This is a genomic window from Acinetobacter sp. 797_lipA (assembly GCF_058243025.1).
Genome location: NZ_JBZAYQ010000001.1, coordinates 267,619 through 288,024, shown reverse-complemented (window position 1 = coordinate 288,024; position 20,406 = coordinate 267,619). Strand labels below are relative to the sequence as shown.

The 20,406-nt window shown below is 42.5% G+C and carries 22 protein-coding genes and 2 tRNA genes; 15 read left to right on the top strand and 9 right to left on the bottom strand.

Annotated features, from left to right (window positions below; genetic code table 11):
• Positions 1-220 precede the first annotated feature (220 nt).
• The 4 genes from AC4CU2_RS01305 to AC4CU2_RS01290 all read left to right on the top strand — a co-directional run bounded on the left by AC4CU2_RS01305 (position 221) and on the right by AC4CU2_RS01290 (position 3,562).
• On the top strand, positions 221-1,498 hold the full coding sequence (locus AC4CU2_RS01305) for an O-acetylhomoserine aminocarboxypropyltransferase/cysteine synthase family protein (protein ID WP_438330944.1): 1,278 nt from the start codon (positions 221-223) through the stop codon (positions 1,496-1,498).
• 320 nt (positions 1,499-1,818) lie between these two features.
• Positions 1,819-2,694: an SDR family NAD(P)-dependent oxidoreductase gene (locus tag AC4CU2_RS01300; RefSeq protein ID WP_238893368.1), complete on the top strand. Its 876-nt coding sequence runs from the start codon at positions 1,819-1,821 to the stop codon at positions 2,692-2,694.
• 131 nt (positions 2,695-2,825) lie between these two features.
• Positions 2,826-3,149, top strand: a complete 324-nt coding sequence (locus AC4CU2_RS01295) for a hypothetical protein (RefSeq protein ID WP_125273606.1) — start codon at positions 2,826-2,828, stop codon at positions 3,147-3,149.
• Positions 3,150-3,244: 95 nt separating this feature from the next.
• Positions 3,245-3,562: a hypothetical protein gene (locus AC4CU2_RS01290; RefSeq protein WP_004691542.1), complete on the top strand. Its 318-nt coding sequence runs from the start codon at positions 3,245-3,247 to the stop codon at positions 3,560-3,562.
• A gap of 57 nt (positions 3,563-3,619) precedes the next feature.
• Here the strand turns inward: AC4CU2_RS01290 and AC4CU2_RS01285 are convergent, their stop codons facing one another.
• A complete protein-coding gene (locus AC4CU2_RS01285) occupies positions 3,620-5,971 on the bottom strand; it encodes a Tex family protein (RefSeq protein ID WP_078389535.1) in 2,352 nt (783 codons plus the stop codon).
• Between the two features lie 336 nt (positions 5,972-6,307).
• Between AC4CU2_RS01285 and ompR the strand changes: the two genes are divergently transcribed.
• The 4 genes from ompR to AC4CU2_RS01265 all read left to right on the top strand — a co-directional run bounded on the left by ompR (position 6,308) and on the right by AC4CU2_RS01265 (position 11,044).
• Entirely contained in the window at positions 6,308-7,072 is a 765-nt protein-coding gene (gene ompR, locus AC4CU2_RS01280) for an osmolarity response regulator transcription factor OmpR (protein ID WP_004691545.1), read from the top strand.
• Positions 7,073-7,310: 238 nt separating this feature from the next.
• The gene (locus AC4CU2_RS01275; RefSeq protein ID WP_125273607.1) at positions 7,311-8,771 is read left to right on the top strand and encodes an ATP-binding protein; all 1,461 of its coding nucleotides are present in this window, start codon (positions 7,311-7,313) and stop codon (positions 8,769-8,771) included.
• Between the two features lie 206 nt (positions 8,772-8,977).
• Complete coding sequence (gene scpC, locus AC4CU2_RS01270) at positions 8,978-10,495, top strand: succinyl-CoA:acetate CoA-transferase ScpC (protein WP_004978127.1); 1,518 nt, start codon at positions 8,978-8,980, stop codon at positions 10,493-10,495.
• 129 nt (positions 10,496-10,624) lie between these two features.
• Positions 10,625-11,044, top strand: a complete 420-nt coding sequence (locus AC4CU2_RS01265) for a GNAT family acetyltransferase (RefSeq protein ID WP_005401378.1) — start codon at positions 10,625-10,627, stop codon at positions 11,042-11,044.
• A gap of 10 nt (positions 11,045-11,054) precedes the next feature.
• Here the strand turns inward: AC4CU2_RS01265 and AC4CU2_RS01260 are convergent, their stop codons facing one another.
• The 4 genes from AC4CU2_RS01260 to AC4CU2_RS01245 form a co-directional block, all read right to left on the bottom strand.
• Positions 11,055-11,807: a class I SAM-dependent methyltransferase gene (locus AC4CU2_RS01260; protein WP_005401379.1), complete on the bottom strand. Its 753-nt coding sequence runs from the start codon at positions 11,805-11,807 to the stop codon at positions 11,055-11,057.
• A gap of 142 nt (positions 11,808-11,949) precedes the next feature.
• Positions 11,950-12,025, bottom strand: a tRNA-Phe gene (locus tag AC4CU2_RS01255).
• Between the two features lie 136 nt (positions 12,026-12,161).
• A tRNA-Phe gene (locus AC4CU2_RS01250) sits at positions 12,162-12,237 on the bottom strand.
• 185 nt (positions 12,238-12,422) lie between these two features.
• Entirely contained in the window at positions 12,423-12,800 is a 378-nt protein-coding gene (locus AC4CU2_RS01245) for a GNAT family N-acetyltransferase (protein ID WP_004691552.1), read from the bottom strand.
• A 92-nt stretch (positions 12,801-12,892) separates the two neighbouring features.
• On the opposite strand from AC4CU2_RS01245, the gene hisB reads away from it, so the two are divergent.
• The 5 genes from hisB (at position 12,893) to hisA (ending at position 16,428) form a co-directional block, all read left to right on the top strand.
• Positions 12,893-13,486 (top strand): imidazoleglycerol-phosphate dehydratase HisB, encoded by a 594-nt coding sequence (gene hisB, locus AC4CU2_RS01240; protein ID WP_078389532.1) that lies wholly within the window; start codon positions 12,893-12,895, stop codon positions 13,484-13,486.
• Positions 13,486-14,103 (top strand): imidazole glycerol phosphate synthase subunit HisH, encoded by a 618-nt coding sequence (gene hisH / locus AC4CU2_RS01235; protein WP_004691555.1) that lies wholly within the window; start codon positions 13,486-13,488, stop codon positions 14,101-14,103. Before hisB ends, hisH begins: the two co-directional genes overlap by 1 nt.
• Positions 14,104-14,391: 288 nt before the next feature.
• On the top strand, positions 14,392-14,856 hold the full coding sequence (locus AC4CU2_RS01230; RefSeq protein WP_078389530.1) for a DUF805 domain-containing protein: 465 nt from the start codon (positions 14,392-14,394) through the stop codon (positions 14,854-14,856).
• A gap of 92 nt (positions 14,857-14,948) precedes the next feature.
• Positions 14,949-15,617 carry a 3'-5' exonuclease gene (locus AC4CU2_RS01225; protein ID WP_125273610.1) on the top strand — a complete coding sequence of 223 codons (669 nt, stop codon included), beginning with the start codon at positions 14,949-14,951 and terminating at the stop codon, positions 15,615-15,617.
• Between the two features lie 79 nt (positions 15,618-15,696).
• Entirely contained in the window at positions 15,697-16,428 is a 732-nt protein-coding gene (hisA, locus tag AC4CU2_RS01220) for a 1-(5-phosphoribosyl)-5-[(5-phosphoribosylamino)methylideneamino]imidazole-4-carboxamide isomerase (protein WP_004691558.1), read from the top strand.
• 72 nt (positions 16,429-16,500) lie between these two features.
• Here the strand turns inward: hisA and AC4CU2_RS01215 are convergent, their stop codons facing one another.
• Entirely contained in the window at positions 16,501-17,049 is a 549-nt protein-coding gene (locus AC4CU2_RS01215) for a helix-turn-helix domain-containing protein (protein ID WP_125273611.1), read from the bottom strand.
• A gap of 91 nt (positions 17,050-17,140) precedes the next feature.
• On the opposite strand from AC4CU2_RS01215, the gene AC4CU2_RS01210 reads away from it, so the two are divergent.
• Together AC4CU2_RS01210 and AC4CU2_RS01205 are read left to right on the top strand one after the other, a co-directional pair.
• A complete protein-coding gene (locus AC4CU2_RS01210) occupies positions 17,141-18,040 on the top strand; it encodes a DMT family transporter (RefSeq protein WP_201701799.1) in 900 nt (299 codons plus the stop codon).
• Positions 17,992-18,201 carry a hypothetical protein gene (locus AC4CU2_RS01205; RefSeq protein ID WP_438330943.1) on the top strand — a complete coding sequence of 70 codons (210 nt, stop codon included), beginning with the start codon at positions 17,992-17,994 and terminating at the stop codon, positions 18,199-18,201. Before AC4CU2_RS01210 ends, AC4CU2_RS01205 begins: the two co-directional genes overlap by 49 nt.
• A 161-nt stretch (positions 18,202-18,362) precedes the next feature.
• On the opposite strand, the gene AC4CU2_RS01200 is transcribed toward AC4CU2_RS01205, so the two are convergent.
• From AC4CU2_RS01200 to AC4CU2_RS01190, 3 genes are read right to left on the bottom strand one after another with little or no spacing between them, the layout of a single operon-like run.
• Positions 18,363-18,755 carry a DUF4870 family protein gene (locus AC4CU2_RS01200; protein ID WP_078389526.1) on the bottom strand — a complete coding sequence of 131 codons (393 nt, stop codon included), beginning with the start codon at positions 18,753-18,755 and terminating at the stop codon, positions 18,363-18,365.
• Positions 18,756-18,783: 28 nt separating this feature from the next.
• Complete coding sequence (locus AC4CU2_RS01195; protein WP_438330942.1) at positions 18,784-19,413, bottom strand: DUF1294 domain-containing protein; 630 nt, start codon at positions 19,411-19,413, stop codon at positions 18,784-18,786.
• Positions 19,414-19,426: 13 nt separating this feature from the next.
• Positions 19,427-20,377: a homoserine kinase gene (locus tag AC4CU2_RS01190; protein WP_438330941.1), complete on the bottom strand. Its 951-nt coding sequence runs from the start codon at positions 20,375-20,377 to the stop codon at positions 19,427-19,429.
• Positions 20,378-20,406 lie beyond the last annotated feature (29 nt).

Sequence of the window (20,406 nt, the reverse complement as noted above, 5' to 3'; positions counted from 1 at the left end):
GTTGAAAAAATAAGGCATGAAACCGATCTTCAATGCAATGTTACAACTTTCAGTGCGGTTGTTTTTTAAACACCCTCTTTATCTCACTTTTCCGCAGCCAAGTAGCTGATCGCAGCTCATCTTTATGAATTTTTTAGATAAATATTCATTATTTTCACACTTTCACTCATATTCATTGATGGTAGACTGTGCAATATTTAACTCACGCAGATGAAGTCCCATGACCTATAAAGATGAAACTTTGGCTATCCATGCTGGTTATAGCCCCGAAGCCACCACCAAAGCAGTGGCCGTACCGATTTATCAAACCACGTCTTATGCCTTTGATAATACGCAACATGGTGCGGATTTATTTGACCTTAAAGTCCAAGGCAATATTTATACCCGAATTATGAACCCGACCACTGCGGTGCTAGAACAACGTTTGGCTGCACTCGAAGGAGGCATTGGTGCGTTAGCCTTAGCCTCTGGCATGGCAGCCATTACTTATGCCATTCAAACCATTACCGAAGCAGGCGACAACATTGCTTCTGTTTCGACCTTGTACGGTGGCACCTATAACCTGTTTGCCCATACTCTACCGAAACAAGGCATTGAAGTCCGTTTCTTTGATTATCAAGATCCAGAAGCTCTCCGTGGTTTAATTGATGAAAAAACCAAGTTGGTTTTTGTTGAATCGATTGGCAATCCACTTGGCAATATTATCGACCTAGAAGCGATCGCCAAAATCGCACATGAATATGGTGTGCCTGTGGTGGTCGATAATACCGTTGCAACTCCTGTACTGCTGAAACCCTTTGAATATGGGGCGGATATTGTGGTGCATTCCCTGACCAAATATATTGGCGGGCATGGTAACTCAATTGGCGGTGCCATTGTCGATAGCGGTAAATTCCCTTGGGGCAAATATCCTGAACGTTTTAAAGTGCTGAATACGCCAGACCCAAGCTATCACGGCGTGAACTATGTCGACGCTCTAGGCGAAGCAGCTTATATCGCGCGTGCCCGCGTGGTACCACTACGTAATACCGGCGCTGCGATTAGCCCTTTAAGCGTGTTCTTGATTCTACAAGGCTTAGAAACGCTAAACCTACGTATGGAACGTCATACTGAAAATGCGCAGAAAGTCGCAGAATATTTACAAGCCCACCCCAAAGTGAAATGGGTCAACTATGCCAGCCTGAAAGATCACCCTCAGCATGGCTTGGCACAAAAATATGTCAAAGGAAAACCTTCGGCAATTTTATCCTTTGGGGTACAAGATGGCCGTGAAGGTGGCACCCGCTTTATTGATGCTTTGCAACTCTTCACTCGCTTGGTCAATATTGGCGATGCCAAAAGTCTGGCGTGCCACCCCGCCACCACCACACATCGCCAACTGAATGAAGCGGAATTAAAGTCTGCTGGAGTGAGTATTGATATGGTACGTTTATCTGTAGGCATTGAACATATTGATGATTTGATTGCAGATTTAGAGCAGGCCTTGGCTCAAGTCTAAAATACAGAGTGCTAAACTTAAAACCTCAATCACATGATTGAGGTTTTTTATACGCTTGTCTTTTATATTTATAGCCCTTTCACTTTGATTGAATTCATGTTAAAAACAATTAATTAGAACCAATAAAATAGAGCTTTTACTCTAATTTTATTTATTATTTCAATAACTTATGCAGTGATATTTTTAAGCAGTTTAGGTATTATACCGTGAAGGAAAGCCGCTACATTTCTCAGAAAATGTAGCCTTAATAATCGAATATAAAAATAGCCATAACCCTCAAATATTTGACTTAGATCAGGAATGATAACGTGAATTCAAGAATGGATAGACTTTTTAAAGAACGTGTAAATGGAAAAACCGTCTTAATTACAGGCGCTTCAAGTGGTATTGGTTTAACCGTTGCACACAAACTGGCTGATGCAGGAGCACACGTCCTTTTAGTTTCGCGCACCAAAGAAACACTAGAAGAAGTTAAAGCAGAAATCGAAGCCAAAGGTGGTTCAGCCTCTGTTTTTCCATGTGACCTAAATGATTTAGACTCGATTGATGAAGTCTCTAAGCAAATTTTAGCTTCAGTCGATCATATTGATATTTTAATTAATAACGCAGGTCGTTCGATCCGCCGTGCTGTACATGAGTCAGCCGAACGCTTCCACGACTTTGAACGCACCATGCAGCTCAACTACTTTGGTGCGGTACGTTTAGTCATGAACATCCTGCCACAAATGATGATTCGTCGTGATGGGCATATTATTAACATTAGCTCGATTGGTGTATTGGCAAATGCCACTCGTTTCTCGGCTTATGTGGCGTCTAAAGCCGCATTAGATGCATTCAGTCGCTGTCTTTCTGCTGAAGTGCATTCACATAAAATTGCGATTACTTCGGTGTATATGCCTTTGGTACGTACGCCAATGATTGCGCCGACGAAAATTTATAAATACGTTCCGACTCTTTCGCCTGAACAAGCAGCAGATCTGGTTGCTTATGCGATTGTGAAACGCCCGAAGAAAGTGGCAACTAACTTAGGTCGTTTGGCATCAATCACTTATTCAATTGCACCAGACATCAACAATAAGCTCATGTCGATTGGTTATAACTTATTCCCAAGTTCTACCGCGTCTGTAGGCGAACAGCAAAAACTCAACTGGGTACAAAAAGCGTATGCTCGCTTATTCCCAGGTGAACACTGGTAAGTTTTCTTACAATTCACCCAACCTTTGATCAAAGGTTGGGTAGCTAAATTTTTCGAAACTCTTTTATAGTTCTTAATATTCGCTTAAGAAAAAAAGCTCATCATAAAAGCAATTATAAAAGGGGAAAAGAAATGCAGGCACTTTATTTATTCAAGCTTTTTTGCTTCATCTTTGCTGCAATCACCGCTTTTAATCTATATACAGAACTCACCCTCTCTCATATTTCAATTTGGCAAGTGCTGATTCATGGCGGTTTGCTGATGATCTTGCTCGAATTTGGCTTTAAGAGCCAACGCGCACCACAACAGACTACCCCACTAACGAGTGAAATACGCTCACTAGAAACAGAAACTGGGCCAACTTCACAACCCCCAAGCATGTATAGCAATATTTTTTCAAAAATAGGTTTAGTCTCCATTTTTTCCAGCCTGATTGGACAAAGCCTAATCAGTTAAGGCACATAGCTTTTTTTGTGGACAAAAGATAAAGACGACGCGACCCTTTTGCTTTTTGTGTTATAAACAGCCGTCTTTTTTTATTTTGTGAATTTATGCGCGCTTTTACTTTCGTACTGCAATATGTGTGTATCGCTTTTGCGATTTATCTCTGCTACCGAGTAGGCAGTAGCCTGTATTTACAAGATTATGTGATGATGGATATCGTGGCCAATGTCGGGACGATTCTAATCTGTATCGACCTTGCTGTTTTCCTGTGGCATAGCCGCAGCACCCAAGCCATAAGCCTCAAAGATTATGCCACTCGACTGGAACAACCCGCTCCAACTTTTGTCAAAGTTTGCCGAAAGCTTGGGCACTTTGGCATTATGCTGATTATCACCAGTTGGATCGTGCCCATCATCAACGGATAAAAGTAACCATAAAAAAAACCTCCCACTTGGGAGGTTTTTTTATTCAAATCTTAAAGATTATTTCGAACCTTTAATCCCTGCTTGAAGTAACAATGCACCTAAACCACCAATTTTATTTTCTTGAGGTTTAGCCGTTTGCGGCTTCTTATTTGTTTGAGCACGCTCGCCTTGAGGACGTGTTTGTTGTGGACGTTTACCTTGTGGTTTACGTTCACTACGCTCTGTATTTTCACGACGTGGTTGACGCGGAGCTTTAGCCGCTTCAGCACCTTCCGGACGCATCGACAAATTCACACGATTACGCTCAGCATCTACAGTGAGTACACGTACTTGCACAATTTGCCCCGGCTTCACCACTTTATGCGGATCTGCAACGAATTCATTGGCCAACTCTGAAATATGAACTAAACCATCTTGGTGTACACCCACATCCACAAAAGCACCGAAGTTCGTCACATTGGTCACGACACCTTCAAGCTGCATGCCTTCAGTCAGTTGCGCAACTTCCGTAATGTCTTCACGGAATTTTGCTGTACGGAACTCTGGACGCGGATCACGACCTGGTTTTTCCAGTTCAGACAGTACATCTTGAATAGTTGGTAAACCAAATTTCTCATCTGCAAATTCTTCAGCATTCACTTGGCGAATGATTTCAGAGTTACCAATGATATCTTTCACCGTCGTCGCTTTCGCTTCAACAATTTTACCGACCAGCGCATAAGACTCTGGGTGAACAGCAGAAGCATCCAGTGGCTCTGAACCATCTTGAATACGTAAGAAACCTGCCGCTTGTTCAAAAGTACGCTCGCCTAACCGCGGTACTTTTTTCAAATCTTGGCGGTTGTCGAAACGGCCATTTTCTTTACGAAAATCGACAATTTGCTGCGCAATCGACTTATTCAAACCTGCGATATAGCCCAAGATAGCAGATGATGCAGTATTAACATCCACACCCACCGAGTTCACACAGTCTTCAACGACCGCTTCAAGGGTTTTCGCTAAGCCCGTTTGGTTGACATCATGCTGGTACTGACCTACACCAATCGATTTTGGATCGATTTTCACCAGTTCAGCCAATGGGTCTTGTAAACGACGTGCAATCGACACTGCACCACGAATCGACACATCTAACTCTGGTAACTCCGCAGATGCCAATTCAGACGCTGAATAAACCGATGCCCCCGCTTCTGATACAGAAACACGTGTCAGTTTTAAATCACTGTTTGCCGCCATCATTTCAGCCACAACGCTTTCTGTTTCACGGCTTGCTGTACCATTGCCAATGGCAATCAGGTCAACATTGAACTCGCGGCATAAACGGGCAAGTTCTGCAATTGAACCCGCTTTATCATCTTTGGGTGCAAATGGATAAATCGTGCTATGTGCAAGTACATCACCTGATGCATTCACCACAGCCAATTTCACCCCTGTGCGGATGCCAGGGTCCACACCTAAGGTTGTACGTGCGCCCGCAGGTGCAGACAACAACAAATGACGTAAGTTTTCAGCGAAAACATCCATTGCTTCAGATTCGGCTGCAAGACGTTTTTCGGTGAGCAACGAATGTTCGATACTTAGACGAACCTTGCCTAACCAGAACAATTTAGCCGTTTGTTTTAAATAGTCTTGACGTGCTTGTGGCTGTGCAGTTTCAAGGCTGTATTCTGTTTCAATACGCGCCAACGGTGCATCATCTTCGCCATCAACTTTTAAACCTAAAACGTTTTCTTGACGACCACGTAACATAGCCAATAAACGGTGTGATGGGACTTTATTTAAATTTTCAGAAAAGTCGAAGTAATCGCGGAATTTTTTGCCAACTTCTTTTTTCTCATCACTTGCCACTAAACTTTTTAAAGTGGCTGTTTTTGCAAACGTGGCCTTAAGTTCAGTTGTCAGTGCAATGTTCTGCGCCCAGTCATCAATTAAAATATGTTGAATCGCATCCAACTGACTTTCTAGATCTGGATAATCTTCATGGCTAAAGCCTGCCAATGCTTCAGCTGGATCAACCGCTTCTGCAAAGATTTTCTCTGCAATCGGGCCCAAGCCTGCTTCTTTGGCTTTAAATGATTTACTGGTCCGTTTTGGACGGTACGGTGCGTAAATTTCTTCTAAGGCATTTTTAGTTTCAGCAGCATTTACACGTGCCAATAAATCATCAGACAATTTGTCTTGTTCTTTTAATGATTCAATTACCTTGTCGCGACGTTCAAATAAGTCACGTAAATAAGCCAAACGTGTATCGAGCTGACGTAACTGCGCATCATCTAAGCCTTGCGTGACTTCTTTACGGTAACGCGCAATAAATGGAACGCTAGCACCCTCATCAATCAACTTGATGGCAGCCTCGATTTGATTTGGACGTACGGCAATTTCTTTTGCCAACTGCTGAACTAAGTCAGTCATCGTATGTGATCCCACAAGGATATGTACTAAAAGCCATGATTATAAAGACCAAGACTATAAAATCCACAACTGTTTTTATTAATTTAATGGCTTAAATGTGACATATTTCAGGCAAATTTCATAAATCCATCTCATTTTCAGTGTTAAATCTTATTTTTAGGTATTCTTTGCCATTTTTTTCTATGGGCTAAGATGTATACATTTGGTATCTATGTCTTGATTTTACCTGCAATATTTGTTGCTTTAGAGCATAGTAAAGACATACAAATGAGTCGTATACTCAAGACTATCCCGACTTTTGTTTACGATGACAATAAAGAATAAAGGAGCACTTCAATGAGTTTAGTTGTACCTGCTGAAAAAACAGATGCTGTACATAGCGATGCAGATCGCGTTGAACGCATTTTAGTGGTAGATGACGATGTGCGTTTGCGTACGCTACTTCAACGCTTTTTAGAAGATAAAGGCTTTGTGGTGAAAACAGCGCATGACGCAACTCAAATGGATCGTCTCTTACAGCGCGAACTGTTTTCACTGATTGTGCTCGACTTCATGCTCCCTGTTGAAGATGGTTTAAGTATCTGCCGTCGTCTACGCCAATCCAATATTGATACGCCTATTATTATGCTCACCGCACGTGGTAGTGATTCAGACCGTATTGCAGGTCTAGAAGCGGGTGCAGATGACTATTTACCGAAACCATTTAATCCAAATGAGTTGTTAGCACGTATTCGCGCCGTACTGCGCCGCCAAGTCCGTGAAGTTCCAGGTGCACCAAGCCAACAAATGGAAGTGGTCAGCTTTGGGCCATGGTCACTTGATTTATCAACACGCACTCTAACGCGTGAAGGTCAAGTTGTAACCCTAACTACAGGTGAGTTTGCGGTACTGAAAGCCTTGGTACAACACCCACGTGAGCCTTTAACTCGTGACAAATTGATGAACCTTGCGCGTGGCCGTGAATGGGGCGCAATGGAACGTTCGATTGATGTTCAAGTATCGCGCCTCCGTCGCCTTGTGGAAGAAAACCCTGCGCGTGCACGCTATATTCAAACGGTTTGGGGTGTAGGTTATGTGTTCGTTCCAGATGGCGCGGAATAATAAGCTCCAATAATGTAAACGTTCACCGAACTTATTGTCCCTAAAAGCCATTCGCTGCTGTTTGAGCCAATTTTACTTTCAAGGCTCGCCAACTTTATTGCGAGTTCAGCGAATGGCAAAAGTTTTGGTTACTTTTTAAAAAGTAACAGAATGAGCTCCTTCTATTACTGATAAAAACGGTAAGACTCTGCTGTATCTTTCAGTAATATTGATAAAAAATAGTCCACAGGAAGCTGGCGTGAAACTCGAACCCATCGACCCTCAAAAATTTACAGATTACGAAGCGTATTCAGAACGGAAACGCACGCGTTGGGAACGCTTTTTAGATAAAATCAAGCCGCGTTCTGCTGCCATGCGTACCACCGTACTGGTACTCTTCATTGTATTTTTTAGTTTATTTATGTCCTTGTGGTTCTTTTGGCGAACCTTATATCTTCCAGAAATCCAACAACATGCTCGTTATCTTGCTGTTGAAATAGAAATTCTCAACAACCCCGATTTACGGATTTATCATCAAAATACTGAAGTCGATGTCGATGACTGGCTAAGAAGCCGCGTCGGGATTGAATACGTCACCGATCCCAAAGAATATCCCAATGTTAAAGATAAGGTGATTGCCGAGTTCTTTACCAACCAAATTGAAGCTAAGCTGGCCAAAGAATTAAAAGTCGAACATGCCACAGTATATTTCCAGTTTAAACCCAGCCCACGTATTTGGATTCAAACTCCTGAAATGAACGGCAACTGGGTACGGGAACCACTGAAAACTTATGCCAACTACAGCCCTGAGCTAATTTTCGGCTGGCTACTTGGCGTCCCCTTGATTGCAGCAGCCATTATTTTAACCTTGGTTCGTCAGCTCAATCGCCCACTGCGTCGTCTGCAAAATGCTGCCAACAGTTATAGTAAAACAGGCACAGCGCCTTATTTAGAGACTAATCACGGCCCTCAAGAAATTCGCGAGGTCAACCAAGCGTTTAATCACATGATCTATACCCTAGATCAGACTGAACGTGACCGTCGGATTATGTTGGCAGGGATTTCACATGACTTACGCACCCCTCTGACCCGTATTCGACTCAGTGCGGAAATGATGCCCGATGATGATTTTTTAAAAGAGGGACTGATTTATGACGTTGAAGATATGGACGCGATCTTAAATCAGTTCATTTCCTATATGCGTGACGGCTCGGATGAGGAAATCCAAGACACCGATTTAAATATGTTGTTACAAGAATTGGTGGTGCAATTCAAACCGCTAGATATTCGTTTTGAACCCGCTGAATTACCGATTATTCAGGCACGTAGTCTGTCTCTTAAACGCCTGATTGGTAACTTGATTAATAATTCAAAACGCTACGGTGCTGAGCCGATTGAACTTTCCGCAACAGTGGAAAATGAACATATTTTAATTAGCGTAGCAGACCATGGTGAAGGTATTCCTGACGATCAAATTGAAGAACTCATGCAACCTTTTGTTCGTGGGAATGAAGCCAGAACAGTTCAAGGCAGTGGTTTAGGACTCGCCATTGTGAAACGCATTGTCGACATCCACCAAGGTCAACTCAGCATTCATAATCGGGAACAAGGGGGACTTGAAGCAATTATTTCACTGCCTCTTCATCACAATCAAGATGTTGAAATTTCCAGCAACAACCCACTCGAAAAATTAAAGCAAACCTTGGTTGAGCATTTTTAAATTTTGTACAATAGTTGATCAAACGATTTTATTCAACTATTCAACAATTTAATTTTACCAAATATATTTCAAACACTTGCAAATCATCAGAATCCCTTATACCCACATTTTTTCAAAAAATTAGACCTTAGCCTAACAGGTATGCACAATGTCGTTCTTGATCGGTACAATCGGTGCCAGATTCAGAATATTAACGAGAGTAAACCATGTCTTTAGATCGTATCCGTTTAGCTTCACTTCACGATAAAGTCATCAGTGCAGAAGAAGCATCTGCTTTTATTGAAGATGGCATGACTGTAGGTATGAGTGGCTTCACTCGTGCTGGCGAAGCGAAAGCTGTACCTTTGGCATTGGTTAAACGTGCACACACAAATCCTTTAAAAATCACATTAATTACTGGTGCTTCTTTAGGTAATGACCTAGACAAGCAATTGACTGAAGCAGGTGTATTGGCACGTCGTTTACCGTTCCAAGTGGACAACACTTTACGTAAAGCCATCAACAATGGCGAAGTGATGTTCATTGACCAACACTTGTCTGAAACTGTTGAGCAAATGCGTAACCTTCAGTTGAAAAAACCTGATGTAGCAATCATTGAAGCGGTTGCGATCACTGAAGATGGCGGCATTATTCCAACAACATCTGTGGGCAACTCTGCAAGTTTTGCAATTTTCGCAGAAAAAGTGATTGTTGAAATCAATACTAACTTAAGCCCTGCATTTGAAGGCTTACACGATATTTACATCCCAACTTACCGTCCAACACGTCAACCGATTCCATTGACTCAAGTGGATGAGCGTATTGGTACGCACGCGATCAATATCGATCCTGCAAAAATCGTAGGTATCGTCATCAACAATGACTTGCACGACTCTCCATCAACAGTAACTGCACCAGATGATGAAACTCAAGGCATTGCAGACCACTTAATCGCATTCTTTGAAAAAGAAGTGGCTGAAGAGCGTCTACCTAAAAACTTAGGCCCATTACAAGCAGGGATTGGCTCAATTGCCAATGCTGTACTTACAGGCCTTAAAGATTCAAACTTCGAAGACCTCGTGATGTATTCAGAAGTACTTCAAGATTGTACGTTTGAATTGATTGATGCAGGTAAAATGAAGTTTGCTTCAGGTTCATCAATTACCCTTTCAGCTAAATACGGCGAAAAAGTATTTAATAACCTTGAAGCGTACAAAGATAAATTGGTTTTACGTCCGCAAGAAATTTCGAACCACCCTGAACTGGTTCGTCGTTTAGGTATTATCGGCATCAACACTGCACTTGAATTTGACATTTACGGTAACGTGAACTCAACTCACGTTTGCGGTACGAAAATGATGAATGGTATCGGTGGTTCAGGTGACTTCGCACGTAATGCACACTTGGCAATCTTCGTGACCAAATCAATTGCAAAAGGTGGCGACATTTCTTCAATCGTACCGTTTGCGTCGCACATCGACCATGCTGAACATGATGTTGACATCCTGGTAACAGAACAAGGTTTGGCAGATCTTCGCGGTCTAGCACCGCGTGAACGTGCTCGTGCGATTATCGACAACTGTGCACACCCACTTTACCGTGATGCATTAAATGACTACTTCGATCGCTCATGTGCAAAAGGTGGTCATACGCCTCACCTTCTTCGTGAAGCGTTGTCTTGGCATTCTAACTTTGAAGAAACAGGTCACATGCTTCCTGTTCAAGCAGAAGCGAAATCTGCTTAATTTAAAGTTTAAAAAAAAGCGCCCTCTTGGGCGTTTTTTTATGTCTGATGAAAAGTGTAATAAAACACTTATCAAAATAAAAAAACTCAATTAATCTAAAGGCATCCAAAAAATAAAAATGCCAAGCTCATGTTCATTATTCGCCCCTATCTCGAAACAGATTTAGAAGACGTCATTGCACTTTGGGAGTTATGCGACCTCACTCGCCCTTGGAATAACCCTGAAATTGATATTTTTAGAAAAACTGCGCAAAAAGATGGTTTATTTTTACTGGCTGTTAAAGATGAACAACTCATCGCCACATTGATGGGTGGTTATGATGGCCATCGCGGCTGGATTAATTATTTGGCAGTACATCCACACTTTCAACGCAATGGAGTCGCAACTGCACTCATACAGCAGCTCGAGAAGCGCCTGATTGCCTTAGGTTGCCCCAAACTACAACTGCTTGTACGTAAAGAAAACATCGACGTGCAAAGCTTCTATGAGCAGCTAGGCTATGAGGAAATCGAAGTCGTGTGCTTTGGTAAACGTCTTATTGCCGATTAAGCTCAGACACTCAATGCGCCGATACAGGTAGACGACCCAATCTTAAAAAAATCGGAAATTTAAGCTCAAAGAGTTGGTTCGCGTGATCACCCAACGTAAAGAATGCTTTGAACTCATATAAGGGGTCATCTGAATTTTTCGCTCGATAATGTTTCAGTGCAGACCATGTATTTAAATAATCCAACAATTGAGCAGCAGACCATTGGAACGACATCGACAATTCAGATGTCGTTATTTTCTCAAAGGGAAAAGGAATGGTTTGATAGGCCTCGTCGATATAACGTCGTTCGGCATCCCAATAACCTTTCAAAGTCTTAAAATAAAGTCTTTCAATACAGCCCTGTAACTCAGGTTGCTGTAGCTGAATTAAACCATAGCCAATGACCGCCAAAATGCCTTCAGGTCGTAAAGTCCGCCGCACTTCTGCATAAAAACCATCAAAATCAAACCAATGAATGGCTTGAGCCACCGTGATTAAATCAAAACTCTGCTCAGCAAAACTGGTGTGCTCTGCAGACTGAACTTGATAACTGACATTTTCAAAATAAGGTGCATGTTGTAACTGATGAGCACTGATATCTGTCGCCACCACGGCATCAAAATGCGGCGCCAACAATTGAGTCAATTGCCCCGATCCTGCACCACAGTCCCACGCAAATTGAGGAGTTACTACATGCTTGAGTATTTCTTGAATCAAACTCACTGGATAACTCGGACGTGCGAGTTGATAAAGCTGACTTCCCGATGAAAAGCGGTCTTTCATAAGCCATTCTCAGTCTTATTTTTGACTCAAAATTAGCACATTTTCCATTAACTAAAGCATGATGTTGTCCAACACCTTATACAATCCAACTTTTCATAAGACAAAAAAAAGCCCCAAACAGTGTTTGAGGCTTTTTTGAATATGGTGGCGAGACCCAGGATCGAACTGGGGACACACGGATTTTCAATCCGTTGCTCTACCTACTGAGCTATCACGCCGATGCCGTGTATTAAGCCGTATCTCGGATGAATAGTCAATAAAAATCATCACTTTTTTATTTGATCGGATAAATTTCAGGCAAAAAAAATCCCTGATGGGATCAGGGATTGAAATCTTTAAATAAGATTTTGAATATGGTGGCGAGACCCAGGATCGAACTGGGGACACACGGATTTTCAATCCGTTGCTCTACCTACTGAGCTATCACGCCGATGTCGCGTATTAAACAGTTTAAGCGAAGCAGCGTCAAGTGCGTTTTCAAAAAAATCAGTTGAGTGTTTACTTTTACAGCAACCCCAGCACCCTTCGTACATTTTTTGAGTCATTATTTGCACTTAAAGCGCGTCACCATCACTATTCATGAAAAAAGCAGCCCAAAGACTGCTTTAAAAAAGCTTAAATTTTACCAATGTGCTCTAAGCAACGGTGAATCGCACCACAGCCCGGCTCAAACACTTTGACACCTTTGGCTTCTTCCATACGACAAACTTCTTCAACCAGCCGCTCCGCAACCCCTCGTCCACGGTTTGCAGGATGTACTACGATGTATTCTAAGGTTTTATTTTCACCCTGCCCACTACACCAAATGGCGCCAATGACTTTAGTATTAAATTCTGCAGTGTAAAGTAAGGTATACTGAGCTAGATTTTGCTCAAGTTGTTCTACGGCATCATGCCCATCGCCAAATTCAGGACTGGTGTCGTACAGTCGCTCTAGCTGGCTGCGCAACTCTTCTTTTTCCAGTGAAGTATAAGCGTGTACGGTAATAGGCATTGATAAACCCTCCTGAGCAATCTAATATGCGGTGACTTCGTTACGGCGAAACATTTTACATCAATTATTTGACGTCTTTGAGGAACGTGTCTATGACAGAACGTATCAGTGAAGTGGTAAGAAATACCAACGAAACCAAAATTCGAGTTCGTGTAAACCTCGATGGTACGGGTCAAGGCACGCTCAACACAGGTATTCCCTTTTTAGATCATATGATTGATCAAATCAAGCGACACGGCTTATTTGATATTGATATTGAATGTGATGGCGACTTAGATATTGATGATCACCACACGGTTGAAGACTGTGGTATCACGCTTGGACAGGCTTTTGCCAAAGCTTTAGGTGACAAAAAAGGTTTACGTCGTTATGGTCATTTTTATGCACCGTTAGATGAATCTTTAAGCCGTGCTGTGGTGGACTTATCAGGCCGTCCGGGTTTGTTTATGGATATTCCATTTACCCGCGCCATGATTGGTCGTTTTGATGTGGATCTCTTCTCGGAGTTTTTCCAAGGCTTTGTGAACCATGCGCTCATGACGGTACACATTGATAACCTCAAAGGTAAAAATAGCCACCACCAAATTGAAAGTGTGTTCAAAGCGTTTGCGCGTGCACTTCGTATGGCCTGTGAAATTGACCCACGTGCAACCAACACCATTGCTTCAACCAAAGGTAGTTTGTAATGACCCGTATTGCCCTTCTTGACTATGGTATGGGTAACCTACACTCAGCCGCAAAAGCGCTTGAGCATGTTGGTGCAACAGTCGATGTAACCAATGATCCCAAGTTAGTGGCTCAAGCTGATAAAATTGTGTTCCCCGGCGTAGGCGCTATGCGTGACTGTATGCAAGGCATGCATGAAGCAGGGATTGATGAAGTCGTTCGTCATGCGGCATTTAATAAGCCCGTATTAGCGATTTGTGTGGGTATGCAAGCGCTGATGCAACGCTCTGAAGAAAATGGCGGAGTCGATGCTCTCGGTATTTTTGAAGGCAGTGTGAAACGCTTTCCTGATGTAGACGGCTTGAAAGTACCCCATATGGGTTGGAACCAAGTTCATCAAGCCGATCCGAGTCATCCAATGTGGAAAGACATTGAGCAAGATGCACGTTTTTACTTCGTGCACAGCTTTTATGTTGAACCGAAGAACTCTGGCATTGTGGCGGCGACCTGTGACTACGGTTTAGAGTTCTGCACAGCCATTCATCAAGAAAATTTGTTTGCGACCCAGTTCCACCCTGAAAAAAGTCATACCGCAGGTTTACAACTGCTGAAAAACTTTGTGGAATGGAAAATTTAATTTATTCCAGCCTCTGTTTGATTGAAAAAGCTCAACTTCGGTTGAGCTTTTGTTTATCCAAAATTGATGCACCTAGACTCAAAATAAATCATAAACAGCTTAAATAAATGAGGCGTGTGCCTCACTCCTATACATCTGAAGATATAAAATCTTTGCTTTACAGCAAACTAGTGTACTCAAGATGACTACGATGCCTTTTCATTGGCACCAAATTTGATTATGATTTGCCTGCTTTTTAGACATTTTTATTTATAAAAAACTTAATTTACAACGATAAGGTAAGTCACTATGACTCAATATGCACAAGAATCTGCGCTGAATGCCGCAGGTCGTTTCGGACGTTTTTCATACCTAGCATGGAACTGTCTACTTGCCATTGTAGCGTCAATTATTCTTGGTATTTTCATCGCCATCTTTCCTAATACATTTGTGAACTTGGAAACAGGCAACTTCGGTGGCGGCATGATTTTTATCGTCCTGATCTATGTTGCGCTGATGTACTTCACGTTTGTATTTACTATTCGTCGCCTACATGACCGCAACCATACGGGATGGTTATCACTGTTGATGCTGGTGCCTCTTGCCAACGTGATCCTAATGCTTTACCTGATTTTCGCACCAGGCGATGATCGTAGCAACAGCTATGGCTCACCACGCCCAACGGCAGGCTGGGAAGCCGTTTTGGCATGGATTTACATCGTGATTTTCGTTTTAGCGATTATCGGCGGCATTGCGGCTGGTTTTATGTCCTAAAATCACCTGTGCAAAACAGCCTACCTAGGTCGGCTGTTTTGCTAAATCAACACAAAAGCTTTAGGCTTAGGCAACAATGGCATAGTCAAAGCATGATGGATTCTTCTTTTCAACACATCCTTCCCAGTAAAGTCGAAATTCAAAAATTTCCTCGTTTTCAAAATTTACCAAAACAAGCAATTCATATCATTCAAAACTTAGAACAGTGTGAAGCAATCCGTGCTGAACTGGAACAGATTGCCATCTTCGGTTTTGACAGCGAGTCCAAACCGACCTTTCAAGTAGGAGAAGTTTCCACGGGCCCGCATTTAATTCAACTGGCCAGCGTCGAGCATGCTTATTTGTTTCAAATGAATCCACCCATTTGGAACTTCCTTACGCCATTTTTAGCGAATCCAGACCAGCTCAAAGTGGGTTTTGGTTTAAAAAATGATGCCCATCTGTTCCGCAAAAAAGGTTTTGAGCTCAAGGGCGTGGTTGAGCTGTCAAAATGCTTTGCCAGCTTTGGTTTAACTAACCCTGTTGGCATTAAAAATGCCATCGCCCTGCTGTTTCAACTCAACTTCCCCAAAAGCAAAAAAGTCAGCACTTCAAATTGGGCGAGGAAAATACTCACGCCTGAACAAGTTGACTATGCCGCTGCCGATGCCTATGCCGCGCTGTTGGTTTTTGAAGAATTGCGGCGTTTAGAGCGACTCCCAAAAGATATTTCCAAAGAATTAGAGAAAACAACAAAACCTTGTCGTCATGAAAAGCTGTAACAGATGCTTAGAAAATTGCCAATACTTTGCTAAGATGACGGACATTGATTTTATTTAAGATTTGGCTAGGAGCGAAAGCATGCTGATCATCCCTGCAATTGACCTGAAAGATGGCAAATGTGTTCGTTTAAAACAAGGTCGTATGGAAGACGATACGGTTTTTTCTGATGATCCTGTTGCAACTGCACAGCACTGGGTAAATGAAGGCGCGCGTCGCTTACATTTGGTCGATTTAAATGGTGCTTTCGCTGGTACGCCAATTCATAAACCTGTGGTTGAAGCCATTGCTCGCGCACAACCTGAACTGCCAATTCAAATTGGCGGCGGTATTCGTTCACTAGAAACCATTGAACACTACTTAGAAGCGGGTGTGTCTTTTGTCATTATTGGCACCAAAGCTGTTCAAGATCCTGAGTTTGTAGAAGAAGCATGTAAGAAATTTGCAGGTCATATCATTGTCGGCATTGATGCCATGAATGGCATGGTGGCCACCGATGGCTGGGCCAATGTGACCGATGTGAAAGCAACCGATTTGGCCAAACGTTTTGCCGATGCGGGCGTATCGAGCATTGTCTATACTGACATTGCACGTGACGGGATGATGCAGGGTGTGAACGTTGAGCAAACTGTTCAACTGGCACAATACTCTGGCTTACCTGTAATTGCATCAGGTGGTGTGACCAACCTTGATGACGTGCGTAACCTCAAAGGCCAACCTGGTATTTTGGGCGCAATTACTGGTCGTGCGATTTACGAAGGCAGTTTAAACCTACGTGAAGCACAATTGCTGTTAGATGAACAATCGCTCTAATTGTAGAATTTAAAAAAGAGGTCTATTGACCTCTTTTTTATTCATTAAATGTTGGCGTATAAAATCTGCTGCTTAATAAATCACATTACGAATAAATTTTAACGGTACAGTTCCACGGTTGATGTATTGGTATTCGATGACACTGGAAAAAACAATCGACTCTCCTACCCCCAAGACTTTTATGTCACCTGCCAAATCCAAAGTTAACTCCCCCTCCATCACATAGAGCATCTCACGCCAACCGACTGGGTCAGGTTCTGCACTATAGTGCTCATTTGGGGCAAGCACCCATGTCCACAATTCAACTTTTTGTGTTGCTGCCGCCGAGGCCAATAATTTTGCTTCACTGTGTGCTTGTGTACCCTGCCAAGCCAGAACGTTGACGACCGCTTGACCTTGCTGTTCAGGTGCAGCAATCATCTGTACAAAATCGACCTCAAGCACATCGGCAATCAAGCTGAGTTTTGCCAAACTAATATTGTCCTGCCCTGATTCAACCCCAGCCACCATACGTCGGCTTAAACCAGCCAAATCCGCTAGTTGTTGCTGGCTCAGGCCTTTTAAGCTTCGATAATGACGCACATTTTGACTGACGTGTTGTAGTACCGCAGGAGACTTCATAAAGTTCAATCAAAAAAATATTGAGCAATATATTGCACACAAAAACAAAGCAGGACAAGCTATGTGCAATATATTGCACACCAGTTCTTTTATGTTGAATACTCAGCTCGGTTCTAAAGCGCCTGTCATTGCACTGATTCTAATTACCTTTATTTGGGGTGGTACCTTCTTGGCCGTGAAATATGCCTTAAATTTCAGCTCCCCCATGTTCTTTGTGGGCTGTCGTTTCGCCTGCGCCGCGACAATTATTGGCTTATTTTCCTATCAACATTTAAAACACATTACCCGACAAGACCTGTGGGCAGGTGCATTGATTGGCTGTATGGTCACTATTGGCTATGGCACACAAACAGTCGGACTACAAACGGTCAGTAGCAGTGAATCTGCCTTTTTAACTGCACTATATGTGCCTTTGGTACCTGTATTGTTGTGGCTGATCTTTCGTAAAGTGCCCCATTTTATGATTTGGATCGGTGCGCTCTGTGCGTTTATGGGCTTAGTCTTACTCACAGGCAATAGTCTGAATTCAATTTCACTGAATTTTGGCCAGACCTTAACCCTACTCGGTGCAATCGCTATAGCGATGGAAATTATCCTGATTGGCTATTTTGCTCCAACAGTCGATATTGGTCGAGTGACGGTGATTCAACTGGCAGTTGCCTCTGTGCTCGCCTTTGCAGCCATGCCATTGGCAGGTGAACACCACATTCCAGACTTTTCATGGCCTTTACTGAGTATCGCACTCGGCTTGGGTCTTGCCAGTGCCGTGATTCAATATGTAATGAATTGGGCACAGCGCTCAGTCAATCCATCTCAAGCAGCGATTATTTACGCAGGAGAGCCAGTATGGGCAGCACTATTTGGGCGCCTTGCAGGAGAACGTTTGGCACCACTAGCTTTGTTGGGCGGACTTTTGGTGGTGTTTGGCATTATGATCAGTGAATGGAAACCGAAACTGCTGAAGTCGAAAAAGAACCTCGAACAACTTTAGCCTATCTCCGAAACGAAAAAACTGCTGAATCGAGTGATCAATGGGGCTTTGCTAGACAAACACCTAAAACTATGATTTTATTATATTTATTTTTATTAAAATTTCTAGAACGTCTTAAAAATCAGTATCTTGAAAAATATTTATGCAGCGAAGCCATATAAAAAAGTAAAGATTGAAATTCAATTTTGTAAGGTGCTTTTTAAAAGCCTACACAAAAACAGAGACACTGCTGCATCAGCTTGGTTCATCTCGGTGCATAAACCTTGTTATAAAAAAATCATAAAAAAAAGGGCACACTGCCCTTTTTAAATCTCACCACTTGTTATTGATACATCGGTTGATTGTCATTTAAACGAATAATGCCTTTAATGGCACGATATACAATCCACACCCATGACAACCCAATCACAGATACGCAGAATGTTGAAGCACCGAGTGCGACACCTGCGAAAGCGGTGACATTTTCACCCGTAAAGAATAAGAAAATAAATGGCACAAAGGCTATCACGTTCCAAATCAAATACCACCAAAAGGTGCGAATCTGCCAAGTAAAATGGCTCTCAAAAATGGAACCACGCACAGAGCCACGCTTCACATAATTAATCACTAAAGCAATGATGGCTAAAATCCCTGCGGAAAAAATCGCAACGATATACAAAATATAAAGAATAAAAGTCAGACTACGATTCGGATCTTGATCGACTGAATAATTCATATTGTCCCTCATGAAGTGGGCTTGAACTTTAAATAGGCAAACTATTGAAAGGAGAAATAAGCCATAAAATTAAAAGAATATTGAATAGAATTGTACAAAAGTAAATCTTTCTAAACGGTTGTTTTTGTGTTTTATGTCGTAGCTTTTGCTGCGCTAACCATGCTGCAGGCCAACCACCCAAAAATGAAAGGAGATGCAGTGTATTTTCAGGTACACGGCGCTGTCCATTTTTCGCAGCTTCTTTATCTTGCGCATAGAACCAATAACTGGCCGCATTCATCACACTAATCAACAGCAGCACCAATCCACTCAAACGCCCCAGCAATACCAATAGTGCCAAAAACACGATGTATGCCACCGACGCAATTTGCATTGGACTCCAGCGTTGACCCTGTTCGGTCTTTTTCGGGGAGACTTTTTGGGTACGGATCTTTTGGGTTTGGGATGCCTTTAAATAACTAACTTGCTGTGCACGATAACGTCCTTGCGCATCCACAATCACGTTGTATTCCAACGCACAGCCTAAAATAGGACGAGGACCTTGCCGAGCAAAGTCCTTGATATGTAAAAACACGCGATCTTTGCTGTCATCGTTGGGCTGAATAAAGCCATAGCCTTTTTCATCAAACCATTCAACGAGTCGTCCTTGGTCACGCATTTTTCTTTCCTATTTAAGCAGTTACAAATTTTAGGCGGTCAATCACCATATTACGCATTTCGGCAGGATTTTTCTGCAAAATGTCATCCCCCGTACGGCCTTGTTCAGCATTTTTTTGTGCCACTTGTAAACGCATCATCCAAAAACGTGCAGCAGCCATTGCCAGATACAGCCCTAGGCAAGATTTTTCATCAGTCGTCAAAGGACGAATACTTTCATAGGCGCTTAAGAATGCGATGGCCTTGTCTTCATTTAAGTGCACACTTGGATATTCGGTACAGAAGTCATTCAGCGTAATCGCAATATCAAACAAGAACTCATCTTTATTCAATTCATAAAAATCTAAAATGCCTTTGAGCTGATTGCCCTCAAACAAAGTGTTGTCACGGAATAAATCTGAGTGGATAAAGCCCTTTGGACGATTCGGATAAACCGCCGATAATGCGTCATATAACCCCAACAACTTATTGAGTAGTGCTTGATCCGCCTCACTTAATGTCGGTTTCATCTGTAATGCTACAGCGAGCCAGTAGTCATGGTCACGGTATTCTGCACGCTCCAGTGGAAAATCTTGCAGTGCGACATGCATTTGCGCTTGTGCAACCGCAATCGCTTCGGCTTGCTCAAGGGTCGCAGGCATGGGATGTCTGCCCATCATCCGTGGGGCAATTTGCGCAGGTTTATCTTTTAAACTATGAATGGCTTTGCCTGAGTGACTTAAAGGTACAGGAACCGCTAAACCAGCCTGACCTAAATGCTCAAGTACAGGAACTAACTCGCCTGCGCCCTGTTCATCCATTTCTTCAAATACAGTCAATACATACTGAACAGCATTTTCACACACAATAAAATAGTTCGTATTTTGAATACCGCCTTGAATTGGGATCAGATCGATTACCTCAAGTCCATAAGGTGCTGCAAACGCCTGAACTTCCTGTAAAGTCAAAGTGGTATAAACCGACATATAAAACCTGCAAAAAAACTTACATAAGT